This is a genomic window from Mycolicibacterium helvum (genome assembly GCF_010731895.1).
GTDB classification, from domain to species: Bacteria; Actinomycetota; Actinomycetes; order Mycobacteriales; family Mycobacteriaceae; genus Mycobacterium; species Mycobacterium helvum.
Genome location: NZ_AP022596.1, coordinates 6,084,948 through 6,104,850 on the forward strand (window position 1 = coordinate 6,084,948; position 19,903 = coordinate 6,104,850).

Annotated in this window: 22 protein-coding genes; 10 read left to right on the top strand and 12 right to left on the bottom strand. The window is 65.9% G+C overall.

Annotation, left to right across the window (positions count from 1 at the left end; all coding sequences use genetic code 11):
* The first annotated feature begins 10 nt into the window (after window positions 1–10).
* On the top strand, window positions 11–1,696 hold the full coding sequence (locus G6N38_RS28660; protein WP_407662853.1) for an alpha/beta hydrolase: 1,686 nt from the start codon (window positions 11–13) through the stop codon (window positions 1,694–1,696).
* Window positions 1,697–1,700: 4 nt separating this feature from the next.
* On the opposite strand, the gene G6N38_RS28665 is transcribed toward G6N38_RS28660, so the two are convergent.
* The 5 genes from G6N38_RS28665 to dop all read right to left on the bottom strand — a co-directional run bounded on the left by G6N38_RS28665 (window position 1,701) and on the right by dop (window position 6,154).
* On the bottom strand, window positions 1,701–2,606 hold the full coding sequence (locus G6N38_RS28665) for a chymotrypsin family serine protease (protein ID WP_163751467.1): 906 nt from the start codon (window positions 2,604–2,606) through the stop codon (window positions 1,701–1,703).
* An 85-nt stretch (window positions 2,607–2,691) separates the two neighbouring features.
* Window positions 2,692–3,471, bottom strand: a complete 780-nt coding sequence (gene prcA, locus G6N38_RS28670) for a proteasome subunit alpha (protein WP_163751468.1) — start codon at window positions 3,469–3,471, stop codon at window positions 2,692–2,694.
* Window positions 3,472–4,350, bottom strand: a complete 879-nt coding sequence (gene prcB, locus G6N38_RS28675; RefSeq protein WP_163751469.1) for a proteasome subunit beta — start codon at window positions 4,348–4,350, stop codon at window positions 3,472–3,474.
* Entirely contained in the window at window positions 4,347–4,541 is a 195-nt protein-coding gene (locus G6N38_RS28680) for a ubiquitin-like protein Pup (RefSeq protein ID WP_099247286.1), read from the bottom strand. The genes prcB and G6N38_RS28680 overlap by 4 nt, the downstream gene beginning before the upstream one ends.
* Before the next feature lie 104 nt (window positions 4,542–4,645).
* Window positions 4,646–6,154, bottom strand: a complete 1,509-nt coding sequence (dop, locus tag G6N38_RS28685; RefSeq protein WP_163751470.1) for a depupylase/deamidase Dop — start codon at window positions 6,152–6,154, stop codon at window positions 4,646–4,648.
* A 115-nt stretch (window positions 6,155–6,269) separates the two neighbouring features.
* Here dop and G6N38_RS28690 point away from each other — a divergent pair, with 115 nt between their 5' ends.
* The 3 genes from G6N38_RS28690 to G6N38_RS28700 all read left to right on the top strand — a co-directional run bounded on the left by G6N38_RS28690 (window position 6,270) and on the right by G6N38_RS28700 (window position 8,494).
* Window positions 6,270–7,412, top strand: a complete 1,143-nt coding sequence (locus tag G6N38_RS28690; RefSeq protein ID WP_163751471.1) for a hypothetical protein — start codon at window positions 6,270–6,272, stop codon at window positions 7,410–7,412.
* A gap of 44 nt (window positions 7,413–7,456) precedes the next feature.
* Window positions 7,457–8,068, top strand: a complete 612-nt coding sequence (locus G6N38_RS28695) for a hypothetical protein (RefSeq protein WP_163751472.1) — start codon at window positions 7,457–7,459, stop codon at window positions 8,066–8,068.
* A gap of 135 nt (window positions 8,069–8,203) precedes the next feature.
* On the top strand, window positions 8,204–8,494 hold the full coding sequence (locus G6N38_RS28700; protein WP_163751473.1) for a DUF732 domain-containing protein: 291 nt from the start codon (window positions 8,204–8,206) through the stop codon (window positions 8,492–8,494).
* A gap of 27 nt (window positions 8,495–8,521) precedes the next feature.
* On the opposite strand, the gene arc is transcribed toward G6N38_RS28700, so the two are convergent.
* Window positions 8,522–10,333: a proteasome ATPase gene (arc, locus tag G6N38_RS28705; protein WP_179968460.1), complete on the bottom strand. Its 1,812-nt coding sequence runs from the start codon at window positions 10,331–10,333 to the stop codon at window positions 8,522–8,524.
* A gap of 147 nt (window positions 10,334–10,480) precedes the next feature.
* Here arc and G6N38_RS28710 point away from each other — a divergent pair, with 147 nt between their 5' ends.
* Together G6N38_RS28710 and G6N38_RS28715 are read left to right on the top strand one after the other, a co-directional pair.
* On the top strand, window positions 10,481–10,972 hold the full coding sequence (locus G6N38_RS28710) for an MTB12 family secreted protein (RefSeq protein WP_163751474.1): 492 nt from the start codon (window positions 10,481–10,483) through the stop codon (window positions 10,970–10,972).
* Window positions 10,973–10,983: 11 nt separating this feature from the next.
* Window positions 10,984–11,550 (top strand): lipoprotein LppK, encoded by a 567-nt coding sequence (locus tag G6N38_RS28715; RefSeq protein ID WP_163751475.1) that lies wholly within the window; start codon window positions 10,984–10,986, stop codon window positions 11,548–11,550.
* 37 nt (window positions 11,551–11,587) lie between these two features.
* Here the strand turns inward: G6N38_RS28715 and G6N38_RS28720 are convergent, their stop codons facing one another.
* Window positions 11,588–12,448, bottom strand: a complete 861-nt coding sequence (locus tag G6N38_RS28720) for a tRNA (adenine-N1)-methyltransferase (RefSeq protein ID WP_246227495.1) — start codon at window positions 12,446–12,448, stop codon at window positions 11,588–11,590.
* Window positions 12,449–12,525: 77 nt separating this feature from the next.
* Here G6N38_RS28720 and G6N38_RS28725 point away from each other — a divergent pair, with 77 nt between their 5' ends.
* The 3 genes from G6N38_RS28725 to G6N38_RS28735 are packed head-to-tail and all read left to right on the top strand — an operon-like array spanning window position 12,526 to window position 14,600.
* On the top strand, window positions 12,526–13,401 hold the full coding sequence (locus G6N38_RS28725; protein WP_163751477.1) for a RecB family exonuclease: 876 nt from the start codon (window positions 12,526–12,528) through the stop codon (window positions 13,399–13,401).
* On the top strand, window positions 13,398–14,192 hold the full coding sequence (locus G6N38_RS28730) for a thioesterase family protein (protein ID WP_163751478.1): 795 nt from the start codon (window positions 13,398–13,400) through the stop codon (window positions 14,190–14,192). The genes G6N38_RS28725 and G6N38_RS28730 overlap by 4 nt, the downstream gene beginning before the upstream one ends.
* 42 nt (window positions 14,193–14,234) lie before the next feature.
* Window positions 14,235–14,600, top strand: coding sequence for an ArsR/SmtB family transcription factor (locus tag G6N38_RS28735; RefSeq protein ID WP_163751479.1), 366 nt, complete (start codon window positions 14,235–14,237; stop codon window positions 14,598–14,600).
* A gap of 51 nt (window positions 14,601–14,651) precedes the next feature.
* Here G6N38_RS28735 and G6N38_RS28740 read toward each other — a convergent pair whose 3' ends face one another.
* The 4 genes from G6N38_RS28740 to G6N38_RS28755 form a co-directional block, all read right to left on the bottom strand.
* Window positions 14,652–16,025, bottom strand: coding sequence for an FAD-containing oxidoreductase (locus G6N38_RS28740; protein ID WP_163751480.1), 1,374 nt, complete (start codon window positions 16,023–16,025; stop codon window positions 14,652–14,654).
* On the bottom strand, window positions 16,022–16,504 hold the full coding sequence (locus G6N38_RS28745) for a DUF4126 family protein (protein ID WP_163751481.1): 483 nt from the start codon (window positions 16,502–16,504) through the stop codon (window positions 16,022–16,024). The genes G6N38_RS28740 and G6N38_RS28745 overlap by 4 nt, the downstream gene beginning before the upstream one ends.
* Before the next feature lie 69 nt (window positions 16,505–16,573).
* A complete protein-coding gene (hisG, locus tag G6N38_RS28750) occupies window positions 16,574–17,428 on the bottom strand; it encodes an ATP phosphoribosyltransferase (protein ID WP_163751482.1) in 855 nt (284 codons plus the stop codon).
* Window positions 17,429–17,436: 8 nt separating this feature from the next.
* A complete protein-coding gene (locus G6N38_RS28755) occupies window positions 17,437–17,718 on the bottom strand; it encodes a phosphoribosyl-ATP diphosphatase (protein WP_163751483.1) in 282 nt (93 codons plus the stop codon).
* A 109-nt stretch (window positions 17,719–17,827) separates the two neighbouring features.
* On the opposite strand from G6N38_RS28755, the gene G6N38_RS28760 reads away from it, so the two are divergent.
* A complete protein-coding gene (locus G6N38_RS28760) occupies window positions 17,828–18,415 on the top strand; it encodes a hypothetical protein (protein WP_163751484.1) in 588 nt (195 codons plus the stop codon).
* A gap of 4 nt (window positions 18,416–18,419) precedes the next feature.
* On the opposite strand, the gene G6N38_RS28765 is transcribed toward G6N38_RS28760, so the two are convergent.
* Window positions 18,420–19,883, bottom strand: coding sequence for a sugar porter family MFS transporter (locus tag G6N38_RS28765; protein ID WP_163751485.1), 1,464 nt, complete (start codon window positions 19,881–19,883; stop codon window positions 18,420–18,422).
* Window positions 19,884–19,903 lie beyond the last annotated feature (20 nt).

Below are 19,903 nucleotides of genomic sequence, written 5' to 3' on the forward strand. Positions count from 1 at the left end.
CGTCTCCCAGGTGCTCACCTGGCGACCGGAGGCACTGACCGAACTGGCCGACGCCTGGGACAGTGCCGCGGGCCGGCTGCAGGCCCGGGCTGACGCAGTCGACGACGCGATCGCCGGCACCACGGGCGTGTTCATCGGATCGGCGGCAGGCGCGGCCCGCCACGCGATCGGCCCGACTGCAGCAGGATTGCGCCGGATGTGCCAGGCGCTGGTTCTGGCCGCCGTCGAAGCGCGAGACGCCGCCGACATCATCGGTCGCGGCCGGGATCGGGTGCTGGGGTTACTGGCTGATGCGCGGGCCGAGGGCTGCCCGGTCGCCGACGACGGGACCGTGTGGCCGCCGGCCGAACCGTCAGCGCTGCTGGCGGTCTGCAGTGGCGGATCCGTCACGGTGGCCCAGGCGATGCTCGATAAGCGCGCAGCCACGCTGACGCGCGTGCTGCAGGGTGCATTGAGCGCGCTCGGCGCGGCCGACTCCGACGCCGCAGCGGCGATCGATGCGGCGTTCGATGCCGCAGCGGCCGGCTCGGCAGCGGTCCGGCCGGCCGCGGCGGCCGGCGATCCGGTCGCCGACTGGCCACGGATGAGTCAGGACACCATCGCCGGCCAGATCGCAGCGATGACAGAGTCCGAGCAACAGCGTCTGATCGAACACAATCCTCATGCGGCGGGCAACACAGATGGTGTTCCGTGGGAGCTGCGTATGGCGGCCAACCGGATCAACATCGCCAACGCGATCCTCGACGAACACCGCACCATCGACATTCCCGAAGAGGTGAAGTTACGGGCCACCGTCGCGGCCATGCGTGATCCGGCCGACGCCGAACGGCTATGGGCGACACTGCACGTCGATCCGGCGCTACGGGCCGCGACCATCACCGCCTATGACCGCCACGCCCGGGCGCGCATCGAGTACTACGAGACGCTGCTCGCCGACGTCCCCGATCCGTTGGACCACGACCGCCGGGTACCGCGCCAGATCCTGGCGTTCGACCCCGAGCGAGAATCCCTCATCGAGTTATCCGGTGATCTCGGCCGCGCACGCGCGCTGGCGGTGCTGGTGCCCGGACTGAACACCACATTCGACGGTTCAGCCGACGACGTCGCGACCGCGCGACGATTCGTCGCCGGCTCCGGCGGCGACGTGGCCATGATCAGCTATCTCGGCGGGCACTTCCCGACCGGTCCGCTGCTCGCCGGCGTGGTCGACGCGGCCGATCCCCGCTACGCCCTGCAGATGGCGCCGCGGCTGGCAGCGTTCAGCGAGGATGTCGAACGGCGAGCCGGGGCGATTCCGGTGACCTACCTGGGCCACTCCTACGGCGGGTCGATCCTGGGCACTGCGGAACGATTCGGCCTGACCGCCGATCGGGTGGTCTATGTCGAGGCGGCGGGAGCCGGTGTGGGCGTGCATGATCCGTCTGATTGGCACGATCGTAACCCCGGTGTGTCGCGATTCTCCATGACGGCGCCCGGCGACCCGATCGCCCTGGTGCAGGGCATCCCGTTGGGGCCGCACGGCGCCGACCCGGACCGGATGCCCGGTGTCATCCGACTCGACACCGGGCGCCGCCTCACGGGTGTGCCGATGGCGGGACCGTCTGCACACAGCGACGTCATCAACGAACCGTCCGATGCCTGGCACAACATCCTGGCGGTGATCACCGGCGATCGCGAACACATTCGGGTGAAATGACTTGCTAGCCAGGCAGATCCCGGGTCGTGAACGGATGGCCTCCGAAGGCTTCCATCGCGGCATACGTCGGCTCGAATGATCCGATGCCGGTGTTGTCGTTAGCGCTCTTGAACGTTCCGACGATCGTGATCGTTCCGTTCGGGTTGTACGTGTAGGCCGCGGCGCCCGAATCACCATGGTCGCCGGGATATCCGTCACTTCGATCGGCGCGCACGGACACCACACACGTACTCGACCCGTTGTTCGGTGTGCAATGTGAGGTCGCGCCGACCACGATCACCTGACCGCAGACTTCGTGCATAGTCGCCGTGACCTCGTTCTGCCCACTGTGGCAAACACGTTGCCCCACCTTGATTTCGCCGGCGTCAGCGTAATCGGTCGCGATCAGGCGGGTGCCGTCCGACAGCTGCACCACCGGTGCCAACCTGTCGTCAACAGGGCCGATGACGGCGACATCGGCGTTGCCGGTCGTTTTCAGCACCGGAACCTGTGGGTTGGGGGGCATCGGGAAGTTGTCCGTCGCTTTGACGTCCACGTGGTCGCTTTCCACCGCATCCGGGGTGCTGGTGTCGCGGACCAGATGGTCGACGGTCAGGTGGCCCATGACCGAACCCGAATCGTCGGCCCACCCGTAGCCGATGGTGCCCAGTCCACCGGCTCCCTCGGCAGCGAATCCGCCGCTGACATAAGCCGACTCGTCGATAGCCGGCACTGGCGCGTCAGCCGGGTCCGGGGTAGCGTCGGGCTCCTCGGCCGGCGAATCCTCAGCCGGCGCCTCAGCCTCAGCGACCGAGACGGTGGCTGAAGCCTGCGACTCAGCGGCCGGCCCATCGGATTCACTGGCACAGCCGACCAACGCGACGGCGGCCACCGTCAGCACCGCAAGCACCTGCCAGCGTCTACCCGTCATCTCAGACCTCATCCTCGACGAAGAACCGTGCCGCAACCTGCACGATGAGCGAGCCCTGTGCCGCCGGCCCCGATGACCAGTCGAGTCAGGAGTCGTCTCCTGCCGCGGGCTCATCGACTCGGGCGATGTCCGCTTTGGGCAGAAGCGCTTCCAGCGCCGACCCGGTGATCCGCCGGAACGCCCGCCGCGGCCGGCTGGCGTCCAGGATGGCGACCTCGAGCGTGGCGGGGCCGAGCACGCGCGGTTCGGCCGGCGGTGTACCGCTGCTCCCGCTGCCGCCGGTGCCGTTGATACCTGCCCGCAACGCCTCGACGGCGATCCGGACCGCATCGCCGAGTGCGGCATTCTCGGAGTAGGTCTCCTTGAGCGCGGTGATGATCGGTTCGGTGGTACCGCCCATCACCACGAAATGGGGTTCGTCGGCGATCGAGCCGTCATAGGTGATGCGGTACAGCTCAGGGGCTTTCGTCTCGCCGTAATGGGCCACTTCGGCCACACACAGCTCAACCTCGTACGGCTTGGCCTGCTCGGTAAAGATCGTCCCGAGCGTCTGCGCGTAGACGTTGGCGAGCTGACGACCCGTCACGTCGCGACGGTCGTAGGCGTAGCCGCGGGTATCGGCGAACTGAATACCGCCCCGGCGCAAGTTGTCGAACTCGTTGAACCGCCCGACCGCAGCGAAGCCAACCCGGTCGTAGAGCTCACTGATCTTCTGCAGCGACCGCGACGGGTTCTCCCCGACGAACACCACGCCGGAATCATAGGCGAGCACGACCACACTGCGGCCTCGCGCAATCCCCTTGCGCGCGAGCTCGGAACGCTCACGCATCGCCTGCTCAGGCGAGATGAAATATGGAAAGCTCACTTAGTCCACCCGCGGTGCTTCGTTGCTGGGGCCGCCGCCGGGCCCGAATGAGTTGGTCCTGGAACGCTTTTCGATCACCTCACGAGCCAGCGCCGATATCCGCTGCTCAGGCACATCGGCCGCACCTTCGGCCTCGATGGTGACAGCAGTCGGGAAGATGCCGCGCACCAGATCGGGGCCACCAGTCGCAGAGTCGTCATCGGCGGCGTCATAGAGAGCTTCCACCGCGGCCCGTAGCGCCGAATCAGCGTCGGTAACAGCGGAATACAGTTTCTTGATCGATGACTTGGCGAAGATCGAACCGGAACCGACCGACTGGTAGCCCTCTTCTTCGATGTTCCAGCCGCCGGCGGCGTCGAACGACACGATCCGTCCCGCCGTATCCGGATTCGAATCGTCGAGGTCATAACCCACCAGCAGCGGCAGTGCGACGAATCCCTGGAGCGCCGCACCGAGATTGCCGCGCACCATGGTCGAGAGCCGGTTCACCTTGCCGGGGAACGTCAGCGGGACGCCCTCGACCTTCTCGTAGTGCTCCAACTCGACCGCATACAGCCGGGCGAACTCGACGGCGATGGCCGCGGTGCCGGCAATGCCGGTGGCCGTGTAGTCGTCGGTGATGTACACCTTCTGCACATCGCGCCCGGCGATCATGTTGCCCTGCGTCGAACGGCGATCGCCGGCGATCAGGACCCCGCCCGGATATTTCAGCGCGACGATCGTGGTGCCATGCGGCAGCGCGTCACCCGGCAGCAAACCGGTGGCGCCGGTGCTGGTCGGCAGCAGCTGCGGAGCTTCCCGCCGCAGGAAATCGGAAAAAGAAGACAGATCCGTCAAGGGTGAACTAGTGGTCAGGCGATCGGAGAAAGGCCAGGTCACTGTCCGCCCTTTTGGACATATGCGCGCACGAAGTCCTCAGCGTTCTCCTCGAGGACGTCATCGATCTCGTCCAGCAGGTCGTCGGTCTCCTCGGCGAGCTTGTCGCGACGCTCCTGGCCGCCGGCGGCGTTGCCAGAGAGGTCGTCGTCCTCACCGCCACCACCACCACGCTTGGTCTGCTCTTGAGCCATCGCTGCCTCCTGCTCATTATCGGCGACTGTGTCGTGCCATTCGGCCGGGCCGCCGGTTCCTTCACACTACCGGTCGAGACCGGTATTGCTCCCTCTAACGAATGTCAGGTCGTGAGTTGTTCCACGAGTTGCACTGCGCTGTCGACCGAATCGAGCAAGGCGCCGACGTGGGCTTTGCTACCCCGCAGTGGCTCGAGGGTAGGAATCCGCACCAGCGAATCGCCGCCCAGGTCGAAGATCACCGAGTCCCAGCTCGCCGCCGCGATATCCGCACCGAACCGGCGCAGGCACTCGCCGCGGAAGTACGCCCTGGTGTCCGTCGGCGGGTTGTCGATGGCGTCGATCACCTGCTGCTCGGTCACGAGGCGCTTCATCGATCCACGCGCCACGAGCCGGTTGTAAAGGCCCTTGTCGAGCCGAACGTCGGAGTACTGCAGGTCGACCAGATGCAGTCGCGGTGCCGACCAGCCGAGGTTTTCCCGCTGCCGGAAGCCCTCCAGAAGGCGCAGCTTGGCCGGCCAGTCCAGCAGCTCCGCACACTCCATCGGATCACGCTCCAGCAGGTCCAGCACATGCGCCCAGGTTTCGACGACGAGGGAGGCGGCCGGATCGGGATCCCGGGCGTCCACCAGCTTGGCCACCCGGTCCAGGTAGATGCGCTGCATGGCCAGCGCGGTCAGCTCGCGGCCGTCGGCCAGCGCCACCGTGGCCCGCAGCGACGGGTCCCGGCTGATCACATGAACCGCATGCACCGGCCGGGCCAGCGCCAGATCCGAGAGATCCAGGCCGAATTGGGGGCCTTCCTCGATCAGATCGAGTACCAGCGACGCGGTGCCCACCTTCAGATACGTCGACGTCTCGGCGAGGTTGGCATCGCCGATGATGACGTGTAGCCGCCGGTACTTGTCGGCGTCGGCATGGGGTTCGTCGCGGGTGTTGATGATGCCGCGCTTGAGGGTGGTCTCCAGGCCGACCTCGACCTCGATGTAGTCGGCACGCTGGGACAGCTGGAAACCGGGCTCGTCACCGGAAGGTCCGATACCCACCCGGCCCGAACCCGTGACGACCTGGCGGGATACCAGGAACGGCGTGAAGCCCGCGATGATCGCTGAGAATGGCGTCTGGCGGCTCATCAGGTAGTTCTCGTGCGTGCCGTAGGAGGCACCCTTGCCGTCGACGTTGTTTTTGTACAGCTGCAGCTTGGCCGCACCGGGCACGCTGGCGACGTGCCGGGCCGCGGCCTCCATCACCCGCTCGCCGGCCTTGTCCCAGATCACCGCGTCCATCGGATCGGTGACCTCGGGGGCCGAATACTCCGGGTGCGCGTGGTCCACATAGAGCCGAGCGCCGTTGGTCAGGATCATGTTGGCGGCGCCAACCTCGTCGGCGTCGACCACCGGCGGCGGTCCCGAGGCCCTGCTGAGGTCGAATCCCCTGGCGTCGCGCAGCGGCGACTCCACCTCGTAGTCCCAGCGGGTGCGCTTGGCTCGCTGAATACCTGCGGCCGCGGCGTATGCCAGCACCGCCTGTGTCGAGGTCAGGATCGGATTGGCGGTCGGATCGGACGGCGAAGAGATGCCGTATTCGACCTCGGTCCCAATGATCCGTTGCATGGCCGCCAGCCTACGGGGCCTGCGGTAAGCGGTGTCGCGCGCCTCGCGCGTGGACAGGCTGACTTCCCGCTAGGGTGACCTCACCCAGACGCCTCCACATCGGAGCCACGCAACGATGACATCACCCGACCGCCATGCCGAAGAGCGGTGGTTTCTGGTTCGAGGGCTTCCGGCCGTGGTGCGCCGCGGCGCCCTGATACGGCGGGTGTGGGGTCGCTCGGCTCCTGCGCTGGCCGGCCTGGCGGTGGTGGCCGCGAACTCCATTCTGGTGGTGGCCTTGTCGGGCAAGCACACCATCGACATCGACGGCCATCCGACGGTGACCGAAGGATTCCTGCTTGCCCTCGTGGTGCTGGTGCTGCCGGTGGCCGGGCTGGCCGGCTGGCTGGTGTCGCGGATCGCCACGCCCCTGAAGCGTGTTGTCGCCGCCAACGTATGCCTGGTGGTCATCGTCCTGGGCTGCATTTTCGGCGGTCCCAGCCCGCGGGAGTTCGTGAATCTGGTCATGTCGGCGATCGCCATCGGCATCATCCTGGCGGCCACGGCCTCGGGTATCGGCTCGATTCTGGGCTGGGCGGCGCGTGACACGATGTCGAACCTCGCGCTGGCCAGCGGCATGTTCGTCCGGGCACTGCCGGTCGTGCTGCTCACCTTCCTGGTGTTCTTCAACACCTATGTCTGGTTGATGGCCGCGCTCGTGAGCCGTGGGCGGCTGTGGCTGGCCATCGGCTTCCTGTTCTTGATCGCCTCGGCCTTCTTGATCTCGAGCACTCTGGAACGGGTCCGCCCGATCCTCGAGTCGCCCGAACCCGCGCTCGAAGACCAGGATCGCCTGGCCGGCACACCGTTCGAGGGCATCGCCGACGAGCCCGGTGCCGATCCGTTGTCCCGGCCCGAACGCGCCAACGTGGTGTTCGTCGTCGCCGCCTCGCAAGTGGGTCAGGTGCTGACCGTCGCGCTGGCCACCGGCGCGATCTTCCTGGTGCTCGGTCTGATCGTGCTCAGCCCACCACTGCTGGACTCCTGGACACGAGGTGCGGGCAGCAATGACGGCCATATCCTCGGCATGACACTGCCCATCCCCGACCCGCTGATCCAAACGACCATGATGCTGACGGCGATCACCTTCATGTATTTGGCGGCAAAGGCGGTGACCGACAAGGAATACCGCTCCCAATTCCTCGACCCATTGCTGGACGATTTGCGTCTCACATTGGTGGCGCGGGATCGGTACCGCTCGTCACGCATGGGCAGATGATGACCGCCGCGACGCGTATCACGAGATGAAGATGGAGACACACGATGACAGAGCGCAATGATGTGTTCGATCGGCGTTACGGCGAGGTGCTGCTGGTGACCGCTAGCGAGGGCGGGCCGGAAGCTACTGTCTACAACAGCTTTCCGCTCAACGACTGCCCGGCCGAATTGTGGGACAAGCTCGACGCCGAGGCGATCGCCAAGGAACACGACGCGATCGCGGCACTGTTGAACGGCCCACGGCACTGGCTGATGAGCAGCATCGAGAAGGACGCCCAGGGCCAGCCGGATACCAAGACATTCGGCGGTATCGAGATGATGCGGCAGGCCACGGTCAAGCTGTCGTCGATGAGTCCCGCTCCGTACAGCGTCAATCAGGTCGATCGCAAGGCGGTGTTCAACTTCGACGCTGGGCGGCCGGTCTTCGAACTCGTCGACCCGCAGGGGCGGCGCTGGGTCATGCAGACCTATAGCCAGGGCGTGGACGCCAGCCTGAGCCTGGCCGGTCTGCCGGACTTGGCTGGACGCCTGACCCTGCCAGACGGCTGGCGGTATGAAACCCGCACGCTGAAAGAGCGGTTGAGGGTGGACACCACGACCCGCGATGCGCACGTCACCCAGGACAACTTCGCGAACAGCTATTCGCTGGAATTTTGAATTCATAAAGTGCCCTGTAACGAACTTACGTGGACGACGATATCGCTCCCGTAAGGCGTTTCTTCCCCTATGCTGCGGCCATATTGCGCGGCAACAAATCGGATGAAGCGCGCAACTCGGGGTAAAGGAAACAACATGAAGAAATTTGTGATCACCGGCATCGCCGCGCTGGGACTTGGCGTCGCACTCGCGGCTCCGGCCTACGCGGACCAGGACAGCTTCATCAAGGTACTCGCCAATGACGGCTGGACTGGACCGGTCGCCACCGCGGTGGCCGTTGGCCAGCACATTTGCAGCGATATCGCCGCCGGCGTGCCACAGGCGACCACGCTGCAGACGATCTCGGACAACACCTCTGATGGTGTGGAGCCGAAGGACGCCGCGTTCTTCTACAGCGCCGCAGCCACGAATCTCTGCGGACACTGACCTCGAGGCGACCTGGGCCGGTACGCCCTAGAGGTACTGGCCCAGGTTGCTCTCGGTGTCGATGGCTCGGCTCGCACTGCTGCTCTTGCCGGTGACCAGCGTGCGGATGTAAACGATCCGCTCGCCCTTCTTGCCCGAGATCCGGGCCCAGTCATCCGGATTCGTGGTGTTGGGCAGGTCCTCGTTCTCGGCGAACTCGTCAACGATCGAGTCGAGTAGGTGCTGGATCCGCAGACCTCTCTGCCCGGTCTCCAGGACCGATTTGATCGCGTATTTCTTGGCTCGGTCGACGACGTTTTGAATCATCGCTCCCGAATTGAAGTCCTTGAAGTACATGACTTCCTTGTCACCATTGGCGTAGGTGACTTCCAGGAACCGGTTGTCGTCGATCTCGGCGTACATCCGGTCGACGACCTTCTCAATCATCGCCCTGATGCATTGCCCTCGATCGCCACCGAATTCGGCCAGATCATCGGCGTTCACCGGCAATTCTTCGGTGAGGTACTTGCTGAAGATGTCCAGTGCCGCTTCGGCATCGGGCCGCTCGATCTTGATCTTGACGTCCAGGCGGCCGGGCCGCAGGATCGCCGGGTCGATCATGTCCTCGCGGTTGGAGGCGCCGATCACGATGACGTTCTCCAGCCCCTCCACACCGTCGATCTCGGAGAGCAACTGGGGAACGACCGTCGTCTCCACGTCGGAGCTCACGCCGGTGCCGCGGGTACGGAAGATGGAGTCCATCTCGTCGAAGAACACGATCACCGGTGTTCCCTCAGAAGCCTTTTCGCGGGCCCGCTGGAAGATCAGCCGAATGTGGCGTTCGGTCTCGCCGACGAACTTGTTCAGCAGCTCCGGGCCTTTGATGTTGAGGAAGTACGACTTCGCCTCGCGCGCGTCCTCGCCACGCACCTCGGCCATCTTCTTGGCCAGTGAATTCGCAACCGCCTTGGCGATCAACGTCTTACCGCAGCCGGGAGGACCGTAGAGCAGCACACCTTTTGGTGGCCGCAGTGCGTACTCGCGGTAGAGCTCCTTGTGCAGGAACGGCAGTTCGACGGCGTCGCGGATCTGCTCGATCTGCCGGGTTAGGCCGCCGATGTCGTTGTAGGCGACATCAGGCACCTCTTCCAGCACCAGGTCCTCGACCTCGGCCTTCGGGATGCGCTCGAACGCATACCCGGCCTTGGTGTCGACCAGCAGCGAGTCGCCCGGCCGAAGTCTGCGGGGCCGCTGGTTCAGCTCCGCCTCGGACAGGCCGGCAGCGAGTTCCGGCGGCAGATCTTCCTGGGTCACCAGCGGCTCTGCCAGCCACACAATGCGTTCCTCGTCGGCGTGCCCCACGACCAGCGCACGGTGGCCGTCGGCGAGGATTTCGCGCAGAGTGCTGATTTCGCCGACGGATTCGTAGTTGCCGGCCTCGACCACCGTGAGTGCTTCGTTGAGGCGGACCGTCTGACCTTGTTTGAGCGACTTGACGTCGATATTGGGAGAGCAGGTCAGCCGCATCTTGCGACCCGAGGTGAACACGTCGACGGTGTCATCGTCGTGGGAAGTCAACAGAACGCCGTATCCACTCGGCGGCTGCCCCAGCCGGTCAACTTCCTCCCGGAGTGCGAGCAGCTGTTGGCGGGCCTCCTTGAGAGTGTCCATCAGCTTGGCGTTGCGCGCCGCCAGAGAGTCGATGCGGGCCTCGAGCTGATGTACGTCCCGAGCGCTGCGGGCGCTACCTTGTCCTAACGCGTTCTCAAGCTGCTCACGAAGAACCGACGCCTCCCGGCGCAGCTCCTCCAGTTCGGCAGCATCCTCGCTTGACAGTTGGGGGTCCTGAGCCTCGCTCATGTTGCGCTCCTCTCCCACACCGAGAGTTGGTGCGGCGGATACCTCAACGCTACCGGCCGAACCCCGATCATGTGCGTTCGGGGAATTTCGACACACTGGCAACACTGTTAATCTTTCTAATGAGTCGGGCCGAACGAGAGGACAGCCGTGACCCTGAAACTGCTAGCCACGGGCGTTGCCGCCGCCGCGATCGTCGGCGGTGTCGCCGCCGGTGTGACATCGGTTGCATTTAGCTCGCCGGTGGCGCCGACGGTGCAGCCCGTCGCCTTCGGCGCACCATTGCCGCAGACGCCGGCTCCCGACCTCCAAGGCCAGCTGGTCGCCACCCTCGACGGCCTTCAGGGCGGCGGATCGTTCTCCGGCAACAAGGCCTCCTACATCCAGTTCGGGCTGGGCCGATTCGAGGGCATCGCCGCCGATCGGGCGTTCAGCAACGCCTCGGCCAAGGGCCTGTTCCCGCTGAACTTCAATGTCGCTGACATCGACGAGGAAGGCCCGACCGCGACGGCCAACGTCACCGCGACGGCACCCAACGGTCAGACCGCCACCCAGAGCATCCAGTTCATCCAGGGGCCCAGCCCCACCGGATGGCAGCTGACCAAGCAGTCGGCGCTGGCGCTGATGCAAGGCGCCGGTTAAGTCGCCACTGGATGCACCATCCCTTGTTCGGAGTTCTGAGCGCCGCCACAATCGTGGCGGCGCTCAGCCTCTCGGGGTGTTCGGAGCACGTCGAGTCGAAGTCGACGCAGGGCCCGTTCGAGCGGTCGTCCACAGCGCTGGCTCCGCCAGAGCCCACCGCGGCGGCGCTGCCGAGCCCCGATGCGCTGACCGACGTGCTCTACCGATTGGCCGATCCGACGGTCAAGGGCACCGACAAGCTCCAACTCGTCGAGTCGACCACGCCTGATGATGCCGCGACGATCGACAAGTTCGCTGCCGCGCTGCGCGACGGTGGCTTCACCCCGCTCACCTTCAGCGCCACCGAGATTCGGTGGTCTGATCGCCAGCCCGGTGATGCGCTGGCGTCGATCAACGTCACCACGTCGAATCCGGCCAACCCGGGCAACTTCACCTTCCCGATGGAGTTCCGCCAGGACAAGGGCGCCTGGCAGCTGTCCAGGGAGACGGCGAACATGCTGCTGGCATTCGGCAATGCCCGAGGCGGCGCCAACACCGCCAGCCCAGCCAGTCCTGCGAGCCCGACCCCGACACCCTGAGAGTGGATCTCGGCGCGAAGGTTGTCCTGCGTGACAATCAGGCCGGGATCTGGCGCTTGCGGCGCAACGGGGTCGGCGTGACGGTGCCAGGAGCAAGCCGGCGGGCCGAGATCAGGAATGCCGTGTGGCCACGCATGTTGTGCTGCGGACGCACCGCGAGCCCCACGACGTTCCAGCCGCGCTGTAGCGACTCCCAGGCCCGCGGTTCGGTCCAGCACTGCTGTTCGCGCAACGCCTCAACCGTCTTGGACAGCTGAGTTACGGTCGCCACGTACACCATGAGAACGCCGCCTGGGATCAACAACCGGGCGACGGTGTCGAGCACATCCCAGGGCGCCAGCATGTCCAGCACGATCCGATCGACGGAAGCCTCGGCCAGGTCGGAGTCGACGAGGTCGCCGATGATCAACTTCCAGTTGTCCGGATCCTGCCCGAAGAAGGTCGCCACATTCCGCTGGGCGTGCACGGCGTGGTCGTCGCGCACCTCGTAGGAGATCACCTGGCCGCCGGGGCCGACGGCACGCAGCAGGGAGCACGTGAGCGCCCCCGAACCGGCTCCAGCCTCTAGGACCCGGGCGCCGGGGAAGATATCGCCCTCATGGACGATCTGGGCCGCATCCTTGGGGTAGATGACCTGAGCGCCGCGCGGCATCGAGAGCACGTAGTCGATGAGCAGCGGCCTCAGCACCAGGAACGCGTCGCCGTTGGTCGACTTGATCACACTGCCCTCGGGCAGGCCGATCACGGCGTCGTGCTCGATCGCGCCGCGGTGGGTGTGGAACTCGCTGCCCGGGTTCAGGACCATCGTGTAGTGACGACCCTTGGGGTCGGTGAGCTGCACGCGGTCCCCGACGACGAAGGGACCGGTCGGTCGCGGAGTGGCAGCGTCGTCAGTCACAGCCGTCCAGCCTGCCATAGCGGACTCGCCGCATGACGTGCCGTCTGGTTGTCGGGGCGCCGTCCTAGGCTTCGCTTATGTCACCGGGGTCGAGCGAAGCGACGGGAAGGACGGACGCCGGGACCGCGGAACGACCGCGTCCCGCGCTATCGCCGTCGCGGGCCGCCGACTTCAAGCAATGTCCGCTGCTGTATCGCTTCCGCGCTGTCGACCGCCTGCCTGAGCCGCCGTCGACGGCCCAGCTACGCGGTTCAGTTGTGCATGCTGCGCTCGAGCAGCTCTACGGCATGCCGGCGGCGGACCGCGGGCCGCAGACGGCGTTGTCACTTGTCGACTCGGCCGCCGACCGAGTGCTGGCTGAGCATCCCGACCTCGCCGACGGCTTCACCGCCGAGCAGCGCAGCGAGCTGCTGACCGCGGCGCGCGCACTGCTGACTGGCTACTACCGGCTCGAAGACCCGACCCGGTTCGACCCGCAAAGCTGCGAGCAGCGCATCGAGGTCGAGCTCGCCGACGGAACACTGCTGCGCGGCTTCGTCGACCGGATCGACGTCGCCGGCACCGGTGAGCTCCGAGTCGTCGACTACAAGACCGGCAAGGCGCCGTCCGCGGCCTGGGCGGCGGCCGAGTTCAAGGCGCTGTTCCAGATGAAGTTCTATGCCGTCGCGTTGCTGCGCTCGCGCAATGTGCTGGCGACCCGATTGCGGTTGATCTACCTCGCCGACGGCCAGGTGCTGGACTACACCCCCGAGCTCGAGGAGCTGCTGCGCTTCGAGAAGACCCTGATGGCAATCTGGCGGGCGATCCAATCCGCCGGCGCCACAGGAGATTTCCGGCCCAACCCGTCGAAGCTCTGCAGCTGGTGCAGCCACCAGGCGCTGTGCCCGGCCTATGGCGGCACCCCGCCGCCCTACCCGGGCTGGCCGCAGCAGCTGGGCGAGCCGGCCGCATGACCGACTGTTATTACCGCCGACTCGGCACCGACGGCGACATCCACAGTTTCGAAAGCACCAAATTCACTGCTAGCAACTGGGATTCGTCGATCCAGCATGGGTCGCCACCCCTGGCGCTGATGACCAAACTGATCGAGGAACACGCCGCCGGTTCTGGTCAGCGAATCGGCCGGGTGGTTCTCGATATCCTCGGCGCGATTCCGGTGGCACCTGTGCGGGTCCGGTCCTGGATCCAACGACCGGGCGCCCGGATCTCGCTGCATCAGGCCGAGATGACAGCACAACGACCAGACGGTACCTGGCGAGCCGTCGCGGCGCTGTCGGCTTGGCTGCTCACGTCCAGCGATACCGCCGCCATCGCCTCGGATCGGTACGCGCCTATCGTCGAGGGCCCGCCCAGAGCCGAGGCGCACGGCTGGCAGGGCGCACCCGGATACCTCGAGTCAATCAGCTGGCGTGGACAATCCGACACCGATGACGGCGCGGCCGTCGCATGGATGCGTCCACTGTTCTCGCTGGTCGACGACGATCCCCTCACCGACGTCCAGCGACTGGCCATGGTGGTCGACTCCGCCAACGGGGTCGGCGCGGCGCTCGATCCGACCAGCTACATGTTCATGAACACCGATACCGCTGTGCATCTACACCGGGTGCCTCGGGGAAGCGATTTCGGTGTGCGGGCCCGCGGTTCGATCGGACCGGATGGCATCGGAGTAACGACGGCCGAACTCTTCGACCGCGACGGATTCATCGGCACCTCAGCCCAGACCCTGCTGGTGCAACCGCGTTAGTATTTGCTTGTGCCTATATACACCTAGCGTAATGCTGGCGAGATGCACGTTTTTGAGGCGATCGCCGAACCGAGTCGCCGGGTGCTGCTGGACACGTTGGCCACCGGGGACCGCACGGCCGGTCAACTCGTTGCCGCACTGCCGGACCTGACCCAACCTTCGGTGTCGCGACACCTGCGCGTCCTGCGCGAGGCCGGGCTCGTCGAGGTCCGCCCCGACGCCCAGCGCCGCATCTATGCGCTGCGCGCCGACGGCTTGGTGGCCATCGACAGCTGGATCGAGCACTACCGCCAGTTCTGGACCAACCACCTCGACGCACTCGAACAGCACCTGAACGACACCGCCCAGGAGGACTCAGGACGACCCGCGAGGGCCAGATCGGTATCGATAACGAACGGGCGGTGCTGACTTTCGAGCGCCGGTTGCCACATCCCATCGACCGGGCGTCGGCGAGCACCGCTAGGTGAGGGGAATCATCTCCTGCAGCATGGTCGGTACCAGCTCACTGACGGTCGGATGGATGTGCATGGTGCGCGATATCGCGGTGTAGGGCAACCTAGCGGACATGATGTCGAGGATCGAATGGATGACCTCGTCACCGCCGACGCCGAGGATGGCCGCACCAAGGATCTCCTCGGTGTCGGCGTCGACAACGATCTGCATGAAGCCTTGTGTCTCACCCTTTTCCACCGCCCGGCCGACCCTGGTCATCGGCCGCTTGCCGACCAGTGCGCGCCGCCCGGAGGCGCGGACCTGCTCGACGGTCATTCCGGCGCGGCCCAGTGGCGGATCGATGTAGAGGGCATAGGTGGGCACCCGGTCGCTGACCCGACGTGGGTCGTCGTCGAGCAGGTTGGCGGCCACGATCTCGAAGTCGTTGTAGGAGGTGTGGGTGAAGGCGCCCTTGCCGTTGCAGTCCCCCATCGCCCAGATGTGCTCGGCGCTGGTGCGCAGCTGGTCGTCGACGACGATGTAGCCACGGCCGTCGACCTCGACTCCAGCCAGGTCCAGGCCGAGGTCGTCGGTGTTGGGTCGGCGCCCCACCGCCACCAGCAGGTGCGAGCCGGCGATGGGTTGCGCGCCGTCGGTCGGGATGACCTCGAAGCCCTTGGCCCGCTTGGTGAATCGCAGCCCGGTGGCGCCGGTGACGACGGTGATCCCTTCGGTCGTCAGGATCTCTTCGATAGTCGCCGAGACGTCCTCGTCCTCACGGGGGGTGAGCCGCGGACCCCGCTCGAGCACGGTGACCCCTGCGCCGAATCGGCGATACATCTGGGCGAATTCCAGCCCGATGTAGCTGCCGCCGATGATGACCAAATGCTCGGGCACCGTGTCGAGTTCGAGGATGCCGACATTGGTCAGGTAGTCGATGTCAGACAGGCCCGGCAGATCAGGCACTACCGCCCGACCTCCTACGTTGAGGAAGATCCGGTCGGCCTGCACGACTTCGTCGCCGACCCGAAGGGTGTGCGGGTCCTCGAAGCGGGCGTGGCCGCGGATCAGCGTGCCGCCGGGCATCCCTTCCAGCCATGACTCGACTCCGCTGCGGTCGCCGGTCACGATTCCGTCCTTGCGCGCCTTGACCTTTGCCATATCGACGGCGACGTCCCCGGTGGACACCCCGTAGTCGGCGCCGCGGCGCGCGGTGTGCGCGGTGTGCGCGCTGGCGACCAGTGTCTTGGTGGGGATACAGCCGGAGTTGACGCATGTTCCGCCGACGAGTTTGCGTTCGATCACCGCGACCGTCTGGCCCGCGGCCGTCAGCCTGCCGGCCAATGGCGGGCCAGCCTGCCCCGCGCCCACGACGATCGCGTCGTAGTGGGCTGCCGTCACAGCAGACTGGTCAGGTAGACCACCAGGAAGCCGCCGCCGACCGCGATGATGTCCTCGCTCACCGCCACCGGCAGGTCGCGGCCACCGGTGGCGGCGACCAGCCGCGAGCGCGCTTCGTAGCCGCCGAGGGTGCCCAGCACGGCGCCGATGATGCCGGCACCCAGCGAGCTGAACGTGTGGAAGAAGGCACTGCCGATGACAGCGCCGGCGAACGCACCGGTCAGGAGGCGGGCCAAGAACTGCGGCGCGCTCTTGCGGCTGGGTGTCTTCGGCAGCTGATCGGTGACGAGTTCCACGAACAACAGCACGGTCAGCACCGTCACGGTGATGGGGTGGGCCACCCACTCCGACCACTTATTGCTGACGTCGATCCACCCCAGAAACGCTCCCCAGGCCACCACCGCAGGGGCGGTCATGGCGCGTAGGCCGGCGATCACGCCGATCAACAGAGCCAATAACAGAACGAGAACGTGCGTCATGGCGGTCCTCCGGGCCGGCGGCAACTAATGGGACGCTAACACGCAGTCGCGCCGCGGGCCGGGCCAACTTCAGAAGCGGCAGAACCTGATGTCGGACGCCAGAATCGCCTTGGCCCCGATGGCCGTCAGCTCGTCCATGATCGCGTTGACCGCACGCCGCGGCACCAATGCGCGCACTGCCACCCAGTCCGGATCGGCCAGCGGCGCGATGGTCGGCGATTCCAGGCCGGGAGTGATCTCGGTCGCGCGATCGAGTACCGAACGCGGGCAGTCGTAGTCGAGCATCAGATACTGCTGACCGAAAACCACACCCTGTACCCGCGCGGCCAATTGGTCGCGCGCGGCCCGGTTGGGATCGTCGCCGTTGCCGGCGCGCTCGATCAGCACCGCTTCCGAATCGCACAATGATTCACCGAAGGCCACCAGATCGTGCAGCCGCAGGGTGCGCCCTGACCCCACCACATCGGCGATCGCGTCGGCGACACCCAGCTGTATCGAGATCTCGACAGCACCGTCAAGCCGGATGACCGTCGCCTCGATTCCCTTGCTCGCCAAGTCTTTCCGGACCAGGTTCGGGTAGGCAGTGGCGATTCGCTTACCGGCAAGATCCCCGACGGTCCAATCGCGGCCGGCGGGCGCGGCGTAGCGGAATGTGGAGGAACCGAAGCCCAGCGCCAGCCGCTCGTCCACCGGGGCGTCGGCTTCGGCGGCCAGGTCCCGGCCGGTGATACCGAAGTCGAGCTGGCCGGAACCGACGTAGATCGCGATGTCCTTGGGGCGCAGGAAAAAGAACTCGACGCCGTTGACCGGGTCGATGACGGTGAGATCCTTGGGGTCGGTGCGCCGGCGGTAGCCTGCCTCCGACAGGATCTCGGCGGCCGATTCGGACAGTGCCCCCTTGTTGGGGACGGCAACGCGCAACATGGCAGTCACTAGAGCTTCCGGTAGATGTCGTCGAGGGTCAGGCCGCGTGCAACCATCAGCACCTGTGTCCAATACAGCAGCTGGCTGATCTCCTCGGCCAGGGCCTCGTCGGGTTCATGCTCGGCCGCCAACCACACTTCGCCAGCCTCTTCGAGGATCTTTTTGCCGAGGGTGTGCACACCGGCATCCAGTGCGGCGACAGTGGCGCTGCCCGCGGGTCGGGTGCGGGCACGCTCCCCCAGTTCAGCGAACAACTCCTCGAAGGTCTTCACGGCCTGCGATTGTTCCATGTGGGCCGACTCGCCGTCACGGCGGTTTCCGGTCGGAGCCCGTTCGGTGCCGATGCGGGCACGGAGTGTCCGAGGAGAAGGCGCACCGTCAGGGCTAAGCTGGCGTCTCGTGCGAGGATCCCGGGCAACGACGGTGGCGGCTGTCGCCGCCCTGGCGCTCACCGCCTGCTCGAACCCGATCGTCACCACCAGCGATACCAGTCAGCAAACCGCTCCACCCGCTCCTGCGACGACTTCCGCGCGACCCAGCAATGACAAGCTGGTCAATGCGTTCGACTACTACACCAGGGCCGATGACGTCCATTCGGGCTATTACTTCACCAGCCCAAGCGGCAGCTGGCGGTGCGTGATCGTGCCTCGCACCTGGGCCGGCTGCCAGTCGAGCACCGGCACCGGGCGCATCGGTGTGACAGGCGCACCGCAAACGGTGACCAATGAGACCGGGCAGAGTGTCGCCCCCAACTCGATCCTGGTGCACACGCTGGACGACCCGCTGTTCGCGGCGGTCCCGGCGGACCAGTTCAAGCAGCCGTCGGGGACGGCGAAGACCTTGCCGTTCAACAAGATTCTCGCGGCCGCCGGATTCCGCTGCAACACTCAACAGGAGATCGGTATCTCCTGTGTGAGCGAGCAGACCGGCAAGGGTTTCACGTTCTCGAATACCGGGGTGAGCTGGCAATACACCGACGTTCCGTAGCGGGTCAGGCCGGTGTGGGTTTGTCCTGATGCAGCAGCTCGGCGTGCATGTCTTCCAGGGATACCCCCTTGGTCTCCATGACCCACTTCCACACGAACAGTCCCGACAGGATCGCGCACAACCCGTAGAACCCGTATGCGAGACCCAGGTGCTCGCGTAGCCCCGGGAAGGTCACGGTGATCAACCAGTTCGCCGCCCACTGCCCTGCGGCGGCCAGCCCCAGCGCGGCGGCCCGGATCCGGTTGGGGAACATCTCACCCAAGAGCACCCACACCACCGGGCCCCAGGACATACCGAAGGCCACCACGAACAGGTTGGCGGCGACCAGGGCGATGACTCCAGAGGCACCGGGGAGGTTGGGCTTGCCGTCGACCAGGGTGGCGTTGGCGAAGATGACCGACATGGTGATCAATGTGACTGCCATCCCGGATGACCCGATCAGCAGCAGTGGCTTACGCCCGATCTTGTCAATCAGCGCGATGGCGATCAGTGTGGTCGCCACATTGACCACCGATGTGATCACCGTGTAGATGGCCGACTGGTCCGCATCGAACCCGACCGCCTGCCACAGCACATTGGAGTAATAGAAGATCACGTTGATGCCGACGAACTGCTGGAAGATCGACAACCCCAGGCCGACCCAGACGATGCCGTAGAGGCCGCCGGCCGGCTTACGCAGATCCCGCCACGACGGCTTGTCCTCGCGCTCCAGGGTCTCCTGGATTCGGCTGATCGTGATCTCGAGGTTCTTCTCCCCCAGTAGCATCGTCAGTACCCTGCGGGCTTCGGGAATCTTGTGGCTGGCAACGAGATACCGCGGCGACTCCGGAATGGTGAACGCAAGTGCCCCGTAGAGGACCGCCGGCAGGGCCATCGCCAGGAACATCCAGCGCCACGCGTCAAGCCCGAGCCACAGCTCTTTGTTCGGGCCGCCGGCGATGTGCTGGAGAATCCAGTTGATGACGAACGACAAGAAGATGCCGGACACGATCGCGAGTTGTTGGAGTGAGCCCAGCCTGCCGCGGATGCGCGGCGGCGAGGTCTCGGCGATGTAGGCGGGTGCGATCACCGACGCGATGCCAACGCCGATACCGCCGACGACCCGGAAGACGACAACCGTCACGACGTTCGGGGCCAGCGCCGTACCGATCGCGCTGACAAGGAAGAACACGGCGGCGATCTTCATCACCGAGATGCGGCCGATCCGATCTGCGATCCGGCCGGCCGACATCGCGCCCGCGGCGGCACCGAGCAGAGCCGAGGCGACGGCGAAACCGAGTTCAGCATTGCCGATGCCGAAGTCTTCCTGGATCGAATCGACGGCCCCGTTGATGACCGCGCTGTCATAGCCGAAAAGCAGACCGCCCAATGCGGCCACCGAGGCGATTCGGATGGCCGTACCACCCGAGGAGAAGTCGTCATCGGTGATCGCGGATGGTGTTTGGTCGATGGGTCCTTGGCCTGCCATAAGGCGTCCTTTCCGCAGCA